The organism is Pseudoalteromonas nigrifaciens (genome assembly GCF_002221505.1).
GTDB classification, from domain to species: Bacteria; Pseudomonadota; Gammaproteobacteria; order Enterobacterales; family Alteromonadaceae; genus Pseudoalteromonas; species Pseudoalteromonas nigrifaciens.
In genome coordinates this window covers 543236-557309 of record NZ_CP011036.1, presented here as the reverse complement: position 1 = coordinate 557309, position 14074 = coordinate 543236, and the positions used below count along the sequence as shown (strand labels likewise).

The window sequence follows — 14074 nt, the reverse complement described above, 5'->3', positions numbered from 1 at the left end:
TATTTAGCGGCGTTTTTGTAAAGCTTAGTTAATCAACTTTCGGTAATATTTCCTCACCAAACCACTCTGTAAGTAAGCGCTTTTCGTAATTAAATGGCTCATCTCGGCCCATTTTAATTTTATCCATAAAGCCCATATCTTTGAGCTTTACATCACTTGCTGCACTTATTACCTCACCTTTATCATTGGTAAGTGAATAATTAAGTTTGAGTTGCGGAAAATAAATAGGCTTAACCACCCTGATTTCATTTATACCGCCATAGCGTACATCGCCAGCTAAATCGACATCAGTAATCTCTAGGCTAAGTTTGTAGTCTTTTGGCAATTGCTCTGCAAGTTTAGCAACATGCTCTTCAATACTGCTCGCTATATGCTTATGGTACGAAGCTTTACCTTGATTGGATTCGCGTACATCACGATAGTCTTTAAAATCATGCCATTTAATAGCCGACTCACCCGCATGGGCAAGTGCTGGTAGTGCAAAGCACATTAACATTGCGATTTTGTTTACTGGATTCATATCACTCTCCAAAAAGGTGCGCCGAATATTACATTATTGCAATTAGGGCATGCTCAGTATTAACTAACACCTAAATAACTGAGTTCATTTTAACAGCTGTTTATTAACTATAACTATAACTATAACTTAATCTTATGACATAAGTGTTATTTAAAGCGTTCGAAATGTAATCAAATATGTAAATCTAGCTTTTTTAAAATAACAGCGTATTTAAAGCAGATAATGCATGTAAAATATCGCAATTTATGGTGCAATCAACATTATTGATAAAAGGTATCCACGGAGCATTCATGACTATTTTAGTAACCGGTGGCGCAGGCTATATTGGCTCGCACACTGTTTTAGAACTTTTACAACAAAACAGTAATGTTGTTGTTATTGATAATTTAAGCAACTCATCATCAGAGTCACTTACGCGCGTTAAAAAAATTACCGGTAAAGAAGTAACTTTTTACCAAGGTGATATTCTCGATAAAGCATTTTTAGACTCAGTATTTGCTAAGCATACTATTGATAGCGTAATTCACTTTGCTGGCTTAAAAGCGGTGGGTGAGTCGGTTGTAAAACCAATTGAGTACTATCAAAATAACGTACAAGGTACATTAACACTAGTTGATGCGATGCGCGATGCGGGTGTATTTAAGTTAGTATTTAGCTCATCTGCAACCGTTTATGGCGACCCAGCAAGCTTACCTATTAAAGAAGACTTTCCTGTTGGTGGCACCACCAACCCTTATGGCACATCAAAGTTAATGGTTGAAATGATGTTGCAAGATATCGCAAAATCAGACGAGCGCTTTGCCTTTGCTATTTTGCGTTACTTTAATCCAGTAGGCGCGCATGAATCGGGGTTAATTGGCGAAGATCCGAACGGGATCCCTAATAATTTATTACCGTATATTTCACAAGTTGCCGTGGGCAAGCTCAAGCAACTAGCCGTATTTGGCGATGATTACGACACAGTAGATGGCACCGGCGTGCGCGACTACATTCACGTAGTCGACTTAGCTTTAGGACATTTAAAAGCGCTGAATAAAATTGCCACAAACACCGGTGCATTGGTTTATAACCTAGGTACAGGCAACGGTTATTCAGTACTGCAAATGGTGAATGCCTTTATTAAGGCCAGTGGGCAAGCAGTACCATATCAAGTGTCACCACGTCGTCCAGGCGATATAGCCGCTTGTTACGCAGCTCCTGAAAAAGCCCTGAATGAACTAGACTGGCAAGCGATGCGCGGTATCGATACTATGATGCAAGACACCTGGCGCTGGCAGTCAAATAACCCAAATGGGTATAAGTAGAAAACCATATACCTATAATCAATATGTCCCTATTTTTATAGGGGCATGTTAATTATGATTGGAGTAAGTCATTTATTTAATTCAATAAAGATATACGTGTTCAAATTTAAGCTCAGAGTTTAAGGTTTAGAGTTTAACCTAGAACCTAGCCCTGATTTACTTCCTAGTACGATTATTATTTTTACCAATTTTGCATTTCGACTATACGCGATTGCGTTCGTGCATATTCAAAGCTTAGTTTTTTACCTTGATACAAGGTGTCTATATCAGCCTGTGCATTTATAACCAGTAACTTATGGCAGTCATAAAACTCATCGACCAAAGCAATAAAACGTCGTGCTTCATCATCAAAAAAGTGCTCGTCTAGAGTTTGTTTTTCACGCTGGTAGCTGTCCTCTATACCGTGCACTATTACTTTACCGGTTGCTCCTACACCCATTTTTGGCACGTTTGCCACATATAACACAGAAAATTGCTGAGCTAAAAACATGTAATCGTTAGCACTTCGTGGGCCAGAGCACAACGCCATAAAATCAATCATTAAGGCATTTGCTGTTTTTAATAAATAAGGCAGCGCTCTACCGTGTACCGTGATATTGCCACAGTGCGATGCTTGCGGGTACTGCGTTAAAAATTTAGCTTTAAAGTCATTACTGGGTAAATTAATAAAGTAATGACTACTATTTTTACCATAACGAAAACGATGATCCTCCTCTCCCGCTACATTAACTATCTCGCAATAATTATTAATTAAATCTATGGTAGGTAAAAATCGTGCTCGCTGCAGGCCATTGTAATAAAGCTGCTCTGGTTTTGCGTTTGAAGTGGCCACCAACACTACACCTTGTTTAAATAATGCATCAAACAGCCGGGCCATAATCATAGCGTCGCCAATATCGCTAACAAAAAACTCATCAAAACATAGCACCCGAATATTTTTGGCCCAATTTTTAGCTATAATTATTAACGGATCTTTTTGCCCTTGTAACTGCCCTAACTGCTGGTGTACCTGCGCTATAAAGTGATGAAAATGCAGCCGCTGCTTTTTACTTATAGCAACATTGTTATAAAATAAATCCATTAGCATGGATTTACCACGCCCTACCGGCCCATACAAATACACACCTTTTATGAGTGGCGACTTTTGCCACCAGCTGTAGTGTATTTGTAATTGTTCACTAAGCGAATTAAGTGCCTGTACGGCATTATTTTGCGCAGCATCGAAGCTAAGATCGCCCGATGCAACCTTAGCTTGGTAAAGGCTTATTATTTGTGTGTCCTGCACTGTCATGGTATTTCACTATCCGTTATAATCGCGTCCATTGTAGCCGACTCAAAATGTGAACCCCAATGAAATTCCCTTGCCGCCTAGATAAATTTATTAGTCATTTAGCAGAGCTGCCACGCTCAAAAGCCAGAGCCAGCATTAAACGCCAAGCCGCACTCGTCAATGGTGAAGTGGTCACTGCTTTCGATTTTCAAATTAAGCAGCAAGACGAAGTCGTTTTTCAAGGTGAACAACTCGTATTTTTAGGTAAACGCTACTTCATGTTAAACAAACCCGTTGGTTATGTAAGTGCCAATAGTGATGAGCTACACAAAACGGTATTCGATTTAATTGACGAGCCAAATATGAGCGACTTTCACGTAGCAGGCCGCCTCGATATTGACACCACTGGCTTAGTTATCTTAACCAACGATGGCGACTGGTCGCATAAAATAACGTCTCCTAAAAACAATAAATTTAAAACCTACTTAGTAGAAACCCAAGAGCCCATTACTGACGAATCGTTAGAGGCACTGCGCGAAGGGGTACAATTACATAACGAAAAAGCTCTAACCCGCCCGGCAAAAGCAGAGCGCCTCGCTAATTACGGCTTACGTTTATCTATTTGTGAAGGTAAATACCACCAAGTTAAGCGCATGTTAGCCGCTGTAGACAACAAAGTGGTTGAATTGCACCGCGAACAAATTGGCAATATTAAACTAGACGAAAACCTAGCAGCGGGTGAATATCGCTTGTTAACAGCCGAAGAAATTAAACTGTAAAGAATTTTTTAGGCTTCAATCAAGTATTAATAACGAAAGATAAGGCAGCCTAAAAACACAGCACTTTTAACACAGATAACGAGCATAACAGAGCTTCGAGACTCTAATTTATTAAAAGGATATAACAGTGAAAGTATTAACCGTATTTGGCACCCGCCCAGAAGCGATAAAAATGGCGCCGCTAGTACATGCATTAACTAACGATAGTCGCTTTGAAGCTAAAGTTTGTGTAACGGCGCAGCATCGTGAAATGCTAGACCAAGTACTTGAGCTGTTTAAAATAACCCCTGACTACGATTTGAACCTGATGAAAGCGGGCCAAACATTACCAGAAGTAACCAGTCGTATTCTGCTAGAGTTAACGCCCGTACTTAAAGAGTTTAAGCCAGATGTAGTGCTTGTTCATGGCGATACAGCGACTACTTTTGCAGCAAGTCTGGCGGCTTATTATGAGCAAATCGCAGTAGGTCATGTCGAAGCAGGCTTGCGTACAGGTAATATTTACTCACCCTGGCCAGAAGAAGGTAATCGTAAATTAACCGGCTCACTTACAAAGTACCATTTAGCACCCACCGAAAATTCAAAAGCTAACTTATTAAAAGAAAACTACGCGGCTGAAAACATATCTGTAACGGGTAACACAGTAATTGATGCGTTATTAATGGTTAAACAACAAATTGAAAATGATGCAGAATTAAGCAATACACTCGCATCGCAATTCCCAATGCTTGATGAAAATAAAAAGCTTATATTGGTTACAGGCCATCGCCGTGAAAGTTTTGGTGGTGGGTTTGAGCGAATTTGCGAAGCATTAGCGCAAACCGCAAAAACTCATCCAAATACGCAAATACTTTATCCCGTGCATTTAAACCCGAATGTACAAGAGCCGGTAAAGCGCATTTTAAAAGATGTTGATAACGTACATTTAATAGAGCCACAACAATACCTGCCATTTGTATACTTGATGAATCGTGCTCATATTATTTTAACTGACTCTGGTGGCATTCAAGAAGAAGCACCAAGTTTAGGTAAGCCTGTATTAGTTATGCGTGATACCACAGAGCGCCCAGAGGCAGTTGAAGCAGGTACAGTGAAATTAGTTGGTACCGATGTAGCTAAGATCACCGCAGCATTAAATGAGTTGTTAACTGATGATGCTGCATATAAAACAATGAGTCGCGCTCACAACCCTTATGGTGACGGCAATGCATGCCAACGTATATGTGATATTTTAGCGCGTTAAAAGTTCATGGCACTAGGTTCTAGGCAATTTATAACGACGAGGCCTAATTGTAAATGCGTGCTTGGCTAATTAATTACTGAAACCTGAAACCTAATACCAGCTCTTAATTTTTAAGACTTTATTTGCACTAAATCAAAGCTCACCATACCTGGTACTATGGCTTGTAGGCGAGATTCAGTCACATCAAGGGCGTTTAAACATTCGCAGTATTCTGCAGCTTTTAGTTCGAGTTGGCGGGCTTTTTCTTGGAGTGATTTATCTATTTCTGATGAAATAATATCCATGCGTTGGCTCATGTCGTTCATTCGATCTTCAATATTACCTTCGCGCGATTTAAATGCATCGCCTAACGACATTAAAATAGCCCCGAGGGAGCCATGCACTGCCGAGTGAATTTTTTTGCTAATATCTTTAGTGAAAAAGTCGTCTATTTTGGAAAGTGATTGCGGCGCAATAAAGAAAAAGTCATCGCCGCGTTTAAACTTATCCATTAGCGCACGTTCAACGTACTGCAATTGCGTTTTAAGCACTTCTGATTCTTTATCTGTCATGCCTTCAACAACATGCTCAATTGCACTGAGCCCTAAATTAACGCCATCGGTGGCTAAGTTAACGAGCTCAGGAACAGTTTGACGAATACCGCTGCTAAACTGCTCAAGGACTTTACTTTCGTCATCACTTAAGTCAATCCAATAGCCACGGATAAACAATTGGTTATTATTATTAATTTGTACGCGGGTTTGGCCCTTATCAACAATGCGAATAATATCATCAGTAATGATTAAACCGTGACGAAGCTCTACATCACACTGCTTTTGCGCAAATACGTTATTGCTTAAAAGTGCTACAGACAACGCCAATATCGAACGAGATAAAAACGCCATAAACACCTCAAAATAGCCACAACAGAAGGCCGGTAGATTAACAAAAAAACAACTTTATGCAAGCAAAAGTAACACAATAACAAAGACAGCTCTGCGTATTGAACCTATGCAATGAGTAATACAAAAAACACCGCGTTTAAATTAAGCACGGTGTTTTTTAATTTCTTAGTTAAAAGCCTCCTGCTGCTTTATTGCTAAAAGCGATCCTTTTAAATTGGCGAACCTGGCGGGATTGGTAATGCTTTAAAGTTATCTGGCCAGCTACCTGTGGTTAAAAACAGGTTAACTTGTTCAGCTAAATATTGTTTAAACGCGCTTTCACCTATACTGGTGTTGCTTAGTAGTGAATTTTGTTCAAAGTCATCTTTTAGCTTAGTTAAATAGTAACGCAGTTGTGCTTGTACTTCTGGACTTACGTTATCGCTGGCCACTAAATCAGCCATTGTTTTAGCACTTAAAAATTGCACTCGCTGAGTGATCTTTGCCACCATGTTATTGGATGGCAATGCCAAAAAAACCTGCTTATAAAGCTGTAAAAGTAACTCATCTAAACTATAAAAATCATCACTGCGTGCTTGTTGTTGCGCAAGGCGATTTAAACGCTGTGCATTTAGTAATAACGATAAGCTATGCTGCACGGCAACTTCAGGTAGGGCCATAGCATCAAGGGTTAAACCGGTGCGCCCCACTATACTTTCACGCGTTCTAGACTCACCATACGCTTTAGGTGGAATAAGTGCGAGTATTGACTCTGGCAACACTAAATTACGGCCCTCAAGAGTGGTTAAAATAGCTTTAACCGCTTGTTGTTGCGCTTGCTTAGCAACCACTTGCGCGCCTTTTACAGGTTTATCACCGCGTACTTCGTACTCGTAATTTACTCCAGCAATTAATTTAGCCACCGCCTCTACTTGATAACGGTGAAATAAATACAAGGGCACCAGTTTTTCTTCTAATTGCGATAACGCCTCTCCCGTTTTTATATTATGAATACCAAATTGTGCGAGTGCTTGCTTACGCACTTCTAGTACTCTTAATAGCTCTTCGCTTGGTGCTGCGCCGTTATCCCACAAATGAGCCGTAGGATGCGCACCACCGGCAGCGCGTGCGTCGCTATCAGATATAAACTCGAGCCCTTTAGTGTTGTTTTCTTTTAAAATAGCCGCCAATGCTGCTGCTTCGTTTTGATTAGTAAAGTCGCTGTAGCCGTATTTAATAACTTGTGTATCCCACACGCCCATACCCGTAGCATAACCGCGTGACACATCAAGCTTGCCTTGTTCATCAAAGCTAAGCAGCGGATGCGGATAATCCATTACCGAGGCTCTATCGCCCACTGAAGCGGCAAAGTTATGAGAAACCCCCAAGGTATGCCCAATTTCGTGAGCACTTAACTGCCTAATACGATCAAGCGCCATGGCTTGTAGAGTTTTTGCTATTTCATTGCCGTTTAAGTAAGGCGCAGCCAGCGCTTCTGCAATTAAAATATCTTGGCGTACGCGCAGTGAACCAAGCGTTACATGCCCTTTTATTATTTCGCCGGTGCGCGGATCAATTACCGAACTGCCATACGACCAACCACGAGTAGCACGATGCACCCACTGCACTACGTTGTAGCGAATATCCATAGGATCAGCGTTTGTTGGTAGTACTTTTATTATAAATGCATTTTTATAACCCGCTGCACTAAACGCTTCATCCCACCACTGTGCACCTTCAAGCAATGCACTTTTTACCGGCTCCGGCACCCCAGGATCAAGGTAATAAACAATCGGCTCAATAGGCTCGCTAATAGGTAAACTCGGATCTTTTTTAGTTAACCGATGGTGCGGTATATATCGCACATACATAGACTCACCAAGTGCTGCAGCATAGTTTTTATGCTCAATACTCCAAAAACCCGATTGTGGATGGAAGTTGCGCGGGGTGTAGTTATCGTCTGGTAATTTAATTAGTGAATGGTGCATATGCACCGTTAACGAATAAGCGTCAGGGCTTATTTCACGCACAAACTTACCCGGTTGAGTACCGGCAAAGGTCAGCACAGCTTCAAGCTCTGTATTATTAATAAATGCTTTAGAGCGACTCATATAAACTGCACTACGCGATTCGTCTAGATTAAAGTTACCTTGTTTAGTCGCTGCCAGGGTACGATTTACACCGTGTACATCACTAAGTAAATACGGAGTGTAATCGATTAATAGCGCCCGCTTATTTTGCGCAACCACTTTAAAGCCCGCTAATATACTTGATGCAAACGCTTCATTAATACTTTGCTGCTCGGCTTTATTACTGGTATTTGCGCGATAGTAAGTATTTACAGCACGTAGCATTACTTTGTCGCCAAAGCGCTCAAATTGCACTAAGTGTGTATTACCAAGCTGCCCTCTATCGAGCCCTATATCGTTAGAGCCCAAGCCATTTGGCAAGCTTTGCTGTAGCAAAAATTGCTGCTCTAGTTTATCTACTTTTAAATAAACCTTGCCGTTTTCTGTATCGTAAAAAAATGAAAAATATCCCGGAAAATGATTCATCTTTCCAGTAAATTCATCAATAGACTTAATTGCTGCGTGCGCTTGAGTTATCATAGTGAGCAACACAGTAAAGAGAATGTAACCTAGTAGTTTTATTTTTTGCATAATCTTATCTTTGTTATTGGCGTTTTAAGTACGATTAGGTAACCCCATTATAGGGGGGAATTTAAACAATACAGTTATTTAAGACGAATTTCAGCGCTCCAAACTAATCCCTCTCACATTATGATTAGTTTAATCACGTTATCAGGAAAATAGAATGCGTAGACTTCCTCCAGTATTACTTGAAGATGGTTGCCCAAGAGAATTAATCTCTTTGATCAGAACTATTTTAGCCGCATGTAAAGAAATTTCATTTCGTGTTGGCCAAGGCGAATTATCGGGTGTATTAGGCTCAACACTTGACGAGAATATTCAAGGCGAAACTCAAAAGAAGCTTGATGTTTTAACCAACCAACTGCTTAAAGATATATTATTGGAATCGGGCTACGTAAAAGCCATCGCCTCTGAAGAAGAAGACTACACAGTTGCTGGTAATCCTGATGCAGAATATATTGTAGCGTTTGACCCACTTGATGGCTCATCAAACACCGACATAAACTCGTTAGTAGGTACTATTTTTTCAGTAATGAAAGCGCCTGAAGGCGCAGATCCTACTGACCAAAGTATTTTTATGCAACCGGGTATTAATCAAGTAGCGGCAGGTTATGTATTGTATGGCCCATCGACTATATTGGCGCTAACGACAGGTAAAGGCACCCGCTTTTTCACCCTAGATAAAACGCACGGCACCTTTTTATTAACTCAAGATTTTGCAAAAATACCAGCAGATACCAATGAATATGCTATTAATGCGTCAAACCAACGCCATTGGCAACCGGCTATGCAAAACTACATTAACGACCTTGTAGGTGGCGACACTGGCCCACGCGCTCGAAACTTTAATATGCGCTGGATTGCTGCAATGGTAGGCGATGTACACCGCGTATTAAGCCGTGGCGGGTTATTTACCTACCCAACCGATACCAAAAACCCAAGCCAGCCAAATAAGCTTCGTCTGCTTTACGAAGCAAACCCTATGGCCATGCTAGTAGAGCAAGCTGGCGGGATTGCGTCAACTGGCACCGAGCGTATTATGGAGATACAGCCTAATGCCATTCACCAGCGCGTAGCTGTAATTTTAGGCTCAAAAAACGAAGTAGAAACCTGCTTGGGATATCATAAGTAATAAATAGAAATACAAGGTTTTAGGTATCAGATTTTAGGCGAGAATTAAGCCAGCGCGGTGTTTAAGTTAACCGTAGATACAAGGCGGGGCTTTATGCCGCGCTTATTAAATTTATAAAATGCGCGAGGTAAACTCCCGCCTACGGTTCGGTATTTTATCAACACCTGAGATCTCGTACCTTTAATACTTGACTAAAAATCAGCCACGCTTTTACTCTTGTAAAAGCGTGGCTAATTTGGCGAGCTTTTCATAATTAAGCTCGCCCATTTGCTCACTGTTACTAAGTGCATAAATAACGCCCTCACATTCAGCGCAATCAATATCATCTCGCGCTTCAATCACATTCGCCCACAGTTCCAAATCATCAAGTGCTATTTCATTGTGTAAACAACGCTCAAACACATTTAGCATGATTGACGTACTTAGGGTAAATAATGGCTGTTTTGCTGCTGCCGCAGATACAATAACAGCAATAGCCTCGTCTTTTTCTGAGCCGAAGGTAATAAACTGCGCTAATGCTTTTTGTATATCCATAATATTGTTATTCTGCGCTCACCGTGATTTAAAAGTAAAATAATGACCCAAATTAACTGCCCCCAATGTAATGCTGCTCTTACCTGTAATGTGACTGACATATCAGCATGTTGGTGCAACGAGTTACCCGCTATTTTACCGTTAGATCTTAACGCTACAAGCTGTTTATGCCGTAACTGTACGCTGGCTAAAATAAACACTTACTTACAAAGCCTTTACTCGCAGCCGATTAAAATACAACTCGCGTTTGCTAAGCAATTTAAAAATAATGGAGAGCTGATTGAAGGGCTCGATTACACTATGCAAAACAGCTATATGGTATTTAGTAAGTGGTTTTTTTTAAAGCGTGGCACATGCTGTAAAAATGGCTGCAAAAATTGCCCGTATAAGTAATAGCAGGTGTTAGATTTTGATACGACCTCGATAAAGTAGATACGAGGTTTAAGTTTTGGGTAGCTGGTTGGGGTTTTATACCTCGCTTTTTTTAATTAAAAAGCACGAAATAAATTCGCATCTACAGGTTTGGTGTTTGTCGTTAGCGGAGTTTTTCAAGTTAGTCGTCGCATCTACGAAAGAGCAGTGTTCAGCTAAAAAGCTAAACTAATTTAGTGTTTAATTAATGCCTGATCTCTTCTCATTTACGCTCATTATCTTCTCCTTGTGCAAAAAGTGTTTAAGTGAAATATTCACAAAGAGCATAAGAGACGCTGCGCTTTAGAGGAGTAATTAGTTATGGCTAAGGGCTATGAGTTAAGGCAACGAGCAATATGGTGTAATCTATTGCTTTTGTTTGCTCATTGGCTTCTCATTGTGCAAGTAGGCTTTATATTTTTAAGCGATATTAGATGAATGCGAAGTGAATTTGCACGCAGGGCCGGTATTTAGGTTTAGCGCGGTGTTTGTTACAGGATCGTTTTTACTAATAACTCACCGCGGCTTTATCTACTCTTTATTTTCTTCCCCATTCACTCCATGAACCGTCGTAAACACTTAAGTTAGCGTAACCGCACTCATCAGCAAATAACGCTAATATGCAGGCGGTTATACCCGCGCCACATGTAAATTGTAGTTTTTCTGCATTACCGACTAGGGCTTTAAATTGCTGCTGTATTTCGCTAAGTGACTTAGCCTCACCACTGCACAATAATTCGCTATAAGGTAATGAAAGGCTATTAGGAATATGGCCGCTGCGCATATCAGCACGGGGTTCAGGGTCTTCGCCTGTAAAGCGTTTATGTGCACGCGCATCGAGTAATACTATGGCCGGATCATCAATTGCGTTTTGTACCTGTTGCTTATTAATAAAATAACCCGCTTTATAACGTGCAAAAAAATTACCATTATGTTTTGCCTTGCTATAGCCTTGCTGTACCGGGTAGCCACTCTCAAGCCATTTACTTAGCCCACCACTGAGCACTTTTACATTATCAAAGCCCATAGATTTTAGCATCCACCATGCCCTAGCTGCGCTAAACAAGCCCTCATCTTCATAAATAACAATGTACGAATCGTGGTTAACGCCTGCCTTTTGCATTACTTGAGTAAATTGCGTTTCGCTACGCAAAGTATTAGGTAATGGGTTAGAGCGATCTGCTAGTTCATTTTTAATATCAAAGCGCTGCGCGTTAGGCAGCATAGCTATTGGAGAGTACTCCCCAATAAAGGATGCGCGCAACATCCCTGCATCAAGAATAACGAGTTTAGCTTGCTCTAAACGCGCATATAACCATTGTGTGCTGACTATATTTTTCATTTTTTACCAAATTTGAAGGCATGCAATAACTATATTTTGTTAAAGTCTGCTTATAAATAAAATTTAGGCTGGTTACAAATTAGAAAAATGCTAAAATAGCTGCTTTGATATTTCTAAATAGAGTAAAAATTATGTCAATCCCTTTTTACATTATCAACATGCAAGGCTGTGAAGAGCGTTGGGAAGCAACTCAAAAGCAACTAACCAACTTGCATTTAACGGCTGAACGCTTTGAAGCTACCATTGGCAAAAATCTTAGTGAGCAAGAGATCCTCAACTGGTATTGCCCGAAAAAAAATAAAAAACGCTACAACCGCGATCTGACATTGGGTGAAATTGGATGCTATGTTAGCCATATGCGTATTTGGCAAAAAATAGTTGATGAAAATATATCTTTTTGTGTCGTATTAGAAGATGATCTCTCCATTAAGGCTTCACTTAAAGATGTTGTTGATGTAGCGATTAAATTAAATAATTGGGATTTAATAAAGCTATCAAATGACCGAAACTTTCCATTTATAGACAGTGCTATATTAGAAAATAATCTAACAGTAGGCAACTATAAAAAAGCCCCTAACGGTACTCAAGGCTACATCATTACATTAAGCGGCGCTAAAAAGCTACTGCAAAGAAAGCCATTTTTTAGACCTGTAGATGTCGATATACAATTTCACACAGAAGTAGGGCTAAATATGATTGGCATAAAACCCTACCCAATTGCCGAAGATCGAAGTTTTATTAGTGAAATATCAACTATGAATGGCGGTAAACACTCTAACCACAGTACATTCATCAGAAATTTAATCCACAGATCGAGTATTTATAGGCAAAGACAGTATAAAACAGCAGATCTTTCTAGCATTATTGGTAAATAATAAAAGCGCCATCTCATCTTTCGCAATGTTCGATTACATTTTAATAATATTGCTCCGTAACAGCGCCATTTTCGATATTATTTTATTTTGTACCGGATGGGGTATACTTTGCTCGTCCATCGCATTAATTAGCAGATCGACTACATGATTAAAATCTTTTTCATTAATATTCATGCCGGTATGAATAGCAACCATAGAGTCGCCTTTATACTCACACGGGCCGTTTGTTAGCGCGCATAAGTGGCTTATAAAGCCTTGGCGAAAATGAGTAATGTTACTGTGCTCAAAATAGTGAAACACTTGCCTGTCATTACCTATTTGATAAATAAAGCTATCCACTAGGGGCTGTTGATCTTTGTAGTACATATATCAATCAGCCCACATTGGTAGCCACATCATAGTAAATGCTAAAGCGAGCATTGAATGATAATTTCGTTCAAGCTTTTCATACCGCGTGGCTATCCCTCTATATTGCTTAATACGGCCAAATGCATTCTCAACCAAGTGCCGATATTTGTACATGCACCAGTCAATATCTTCATTGCCTACTAAACTGTTGCCCTTACGTGGAATAACGGGTGTAGCGTTATTATCACGAACAAACGCTCTCAGTTTTTCACTGTCGTAGCCTTTATCTGCGACAACCATATTACTTGTTGGGCAATTAGCTACGAGTGACTCTGCATGGACGATATCATGCGTATTTCCACAGGATAATTCATAATAAACAGGCAACCCTCCGCTATCGACTGCAAGATGAATTTTCGTAGAATTTCCACCTCGGCTCTTTCCAATTGATTCATTGTCAGCAGTTCTTGCACCGCAACTATGTTGATGAGCCCTGACAATACTGCCATCAATGAAGACCCAATCCATGTCCGCATCACGAGATAATGCGCGAAACAGTTCATTCAAAATCCCTTTTTTGGACCATAAATTAAACCGTCTGTAGATAGCACTCCAACGGCCAAAATCAGAAGGTAAATCTCGCCATGGAATACCTGTGCGCATCTTATACAGTATGCCTTCGAGCGTTTTTCTATGGTTGGGCTTATTATAAATTCGACCACTTAAGTACATTACTTTTGATAAGACATTCCATGTCCCGTCTGTTAACATTAATCTTGGCATGTAGGTTCGGTGTAAAGTT

Annotated in this window: 13 protein-coding genes and 1 pseudogene; 6 read left to right on the top strand and 8 right to left on the bottom strand. The window is 40.2% G+C overall.

The window, feature by feature from the left end:
• Positions 1–28: 28 nt before the first annotated feature.
• Positions 29–520 carry a DUF3016 domain-containing protein gene (locus tag PNIG_RS02575; protein WP_089367751.1) on the bottom strand — a complete coding sequence of 164 codons (492 nt, stop codon included), beginning with the start codon at positions 518–520 and terminating at the stop codon, positions 29–31.
• Positions 521–810: 290 nt separating this feature from the next.
• Between PNIG_RS02575 and galE the strand changes: the two genes are divergently transcribed.
• Entirely contained in the window at positions 811–1824 is a 1014-nt protein-coding gene (gene galE, locus PNIG_RS02570; RefSeq protein WP_089367750.1) for a UDP-glucose 4-epimerase GalE, read from the top strand.
• A 181-nt stretch (positions 1825–2005) separates the two neighbouring features.
• Here the strand turns inward: galE and zapE are convergent, their stop codons facing one another.
• The gene (gene zapE / locus PNIG_RS02565) at positions 2006–3115 is read right to left on the bottom strand and encodes a cell division protein ZapE (RefSeq protein WP_089367749.1); all 1110 of its coding nucleotides are present in this window, start codon (positions 3113–3115) and stop codon (positions 2006–2008) included.
• Positions 3116–3174: 59 nt separating this feature from the next.
• Between zapE and rsuA the strand changes: the two genes are divergently transcribed.
• Both rsuA and wecB read left to right on the top strand, forming a co-directional pair.
• Positions 3175–3873, top strand: a complete 699-nt coding sequence (rsuA, locus tag PNIG_RS02560) for a 16S rRNA pseudouridine(516) synthase RsuA (RefSeq protein ID WP_089367748.1) — start codon at positions 3175–3177, stop codon at positions 3871–3873.
• Positions 3874–4000: 127 nt separating this feature from the next.
• Positions 4001–5116 carry a non-hydrolyzing UDP-N-acetylglucosamine 2-epimerase gene (gene wecB, locus PNIG_RS02555; protein ID WP_089367747.1) on the top strand — a complete coding sequence of 372 codons (1116 nt, stop codon included), beginning with the start codon at positions 4001–4003 and terminating at the stop codon, positions 5114–5116.
• A gap of 110 nt (positions 5117–5226) precedes the next feature.
• On the opposite strand, the gene PNIG_RS02550 is transcribed toward wecB, so the two are convergent.
• Together PNIG_RS02550 and PNIG_RS02545 are read right to left on the bottom strand one after the other, a co-directional pair.
• Positions 5227–6000, bottom strand: a complete 774-nt coding sequence (locus tag PNIG_RS02550; RefSeq protein WP_089367746.1) for a YggN family protein — start codon at positions 5998–6000, stop codon at positions 5227–5229.
• 209 nt (positions 6001–6209) lie between these two features.
• A complete protein-coding gene (locus PNIG_RS02545) occupies positions 6210–8639 on the bottom strand; it encodes a zinc-dependent metalloprotease (RefSeq protein ID WP_089367745.1) in 2430 nt (809 codons plus the stop codon).
• Between the two features lie 154 nt (positions 8640–8793).
• Between PNIG_RS02545 and PNIG_RS02540 the strand changes: the two genes are divergently transcribed.
• Complete coding sequence (locus PNIG_RS02540) at positions 8794–9762, top strand: class 1 fructose-bisphosphatase (RefSeq protein ID WP_089367744.1); 969 nt, start codon at positions 8794–8796, stop codon at positions 9760–9762.
• 210 nt (positions 9763–9972) lie between these two features.
• On the opposite strand, the gene PNIG_RS02535 is transcribed toward PNIG_RS02540, so the two are convergent.
• Positions 9973–10296 carry a hypothetical protein gene (locus tag PNIG_RS02535; protein ID WP_089367743.1) on the bottom strand — a complete coding sequence of 108 codons (324 nt, stop codon included), beginning with the start codon at positions 10294–10296 and terminating at the stop codon, positions 9973–9975.
• Between the two features lie 42 nt (positions 10297–10338).
• Here PNIG_RS02535 and PNIG_RS02530 point away from each other — a divergent pair, with 42 nt between their 5' ends.
• Positions 10339–10689, top strand: a complete 351-nt coding sequence (locus PNIG_RS02530; protein WP_089367742.1) for a cysteine-rich CWC family protein — start codon at positions 10339–10341, stop codon at positions 10687–10689.
• 556 nt (positions 10690–11245) lie between these two features.
• On the opposite strand, the gene PNIG_RS02525 is transcribed toward PNIG_RS02530, so the two are convergent.
• Positions 11246–12049: a sulfurtransferase gene (locus PNIG_RS02525; protein ID WP_089367741.1), complete on the bottom strand. Its 804-nt coding sequence runs from the start codon at positions 12047–12049 to the stop codon at positions 11246–11248.
• A 131-nt stretch (positions 12050–12180) separates the two neighbouring features.
• Here PNIG_RS02525 and PNIG_RS02520 point away from each other — a divergent pair, with 131 nt between their 5' ends.
• Positions 12181–12924 carry a glycosyltransferase family 25 protein gene (locus PNIG_RS02520; RefSeq protein ID WP_089367740.1) on the top strand — a complete coding sequence of 248 codons (744 nt, stop codon included), beginning with the start codon at positions 12181–12183 and terminating at the stop codon, positions 12922–12924.
• A 33-nt stretch (positions 12925–12957) separates the two neighbouring features.
• Here the strand turns inward: PNIG_RS02520 and PNIG_RS02515 are convergent.
• A pseudogene (locus PNIG_RS02515) lies at positions 12958–13272 on the bottom strand (group I truncated hemoglobin); the annotation flags it as partial.
• Between the two features lie 21 nt (positions 13273–13293).
• Positions 13294–14055 (bottom strand): IS5 family transposase, encoded by a 762-nt coding sequence (locus tag PNIG_RS02510; protein WP_089367531.1) that lies wholly within the window; start codon positions 14053–14055, stop codon positions 13294–13296.
• Between the last annotated feature and the right edge of the window lie 19 nt (positions 14056–14074).

Bases quoted from the DNA above. Each gene is read 5' to 3' on its own strand.
- PNIG_RS02530 (WP_089367742.1), top strand. From the start codon at position 10,339: ATGACCCAAATTAACTGCCCCCAATGTAATGCTGCTCTTACCTGTAAT.
- PNIG_RS02545 (WP_089367745.1), bottom strand. From the start codon at position 8,639: ATGCAAAAAATAAAACTACTAGGTTACATTCTCTTTACTGTGTTGCTC.
- PNIG_RS02510 (WP_089367531.1), bottom strand. From the start codon at position 14,055: ATGCCAAGATTAATGTTAACAGACGGGACATGGAATGTCTTATCAAAA.
- PNIG_RS02525 (WP_089367741.1), bottom strand. From the start codon at position 12,049: ATGAAAAATATAGTCAGCACACAATGGTTATATGCGCGTTTAGAGCAA.
- PNIG_RS02520 (WP_089367740.1), top strand. From the start codon at position 12,181: ATGTCAATCCCTTTTTACATTATCAACATGCAAGGCTGTGAAGAGCGT.
- PNIG_RS02550 (WP_089367746.1), bottom strand. From the start codon at position 6,000: ATGGCGTTTTTATCTCGTTCGATATTGGCGTTGTCTGTAGCACTTTTA.
- PNIG_RS02535 (WP_089367743.1), bottom strand. From the start codon at position 10,296: ATGGATATACAAAAAGCATTAGCGCAGTTTATTACCTTCGGCTCAGAA.
- PNIG_RS02575 (WP_089367751.1), bottom strand. From the start codon at position 520: ATGAATCCAGTAAACAAAATCGCAATGTTAATGTGCTTTGCACTACCA.
- zapE (WP_089367749.1), bottom strand. From the start codon at position 3,115: ATGACAGTGCAGGACACACAAATAATAAGCCTTTACCAAGCTAAGGTT.
- rsuA (WP_089367748.1), top strand. From the start codon at position 3,175: ATGAAATTCCCTTGCCGCCTAGATAAATTTATTAGTCATTTAGCAGAG.
- galE (WP_089367750.1), top strand. From the start codon at position 811: ATGACTATTTTAGTAACCGGTGGCGCAGGCTATATTGGCTCGCACACT.
- PNIG_RS02540 (WP_089367744.1), top strand. From the start codon at position 8,794: ATGCGTAGACTTCCTCCAGTATTACTTGAAGATGGTTGCCCAAGAGAA.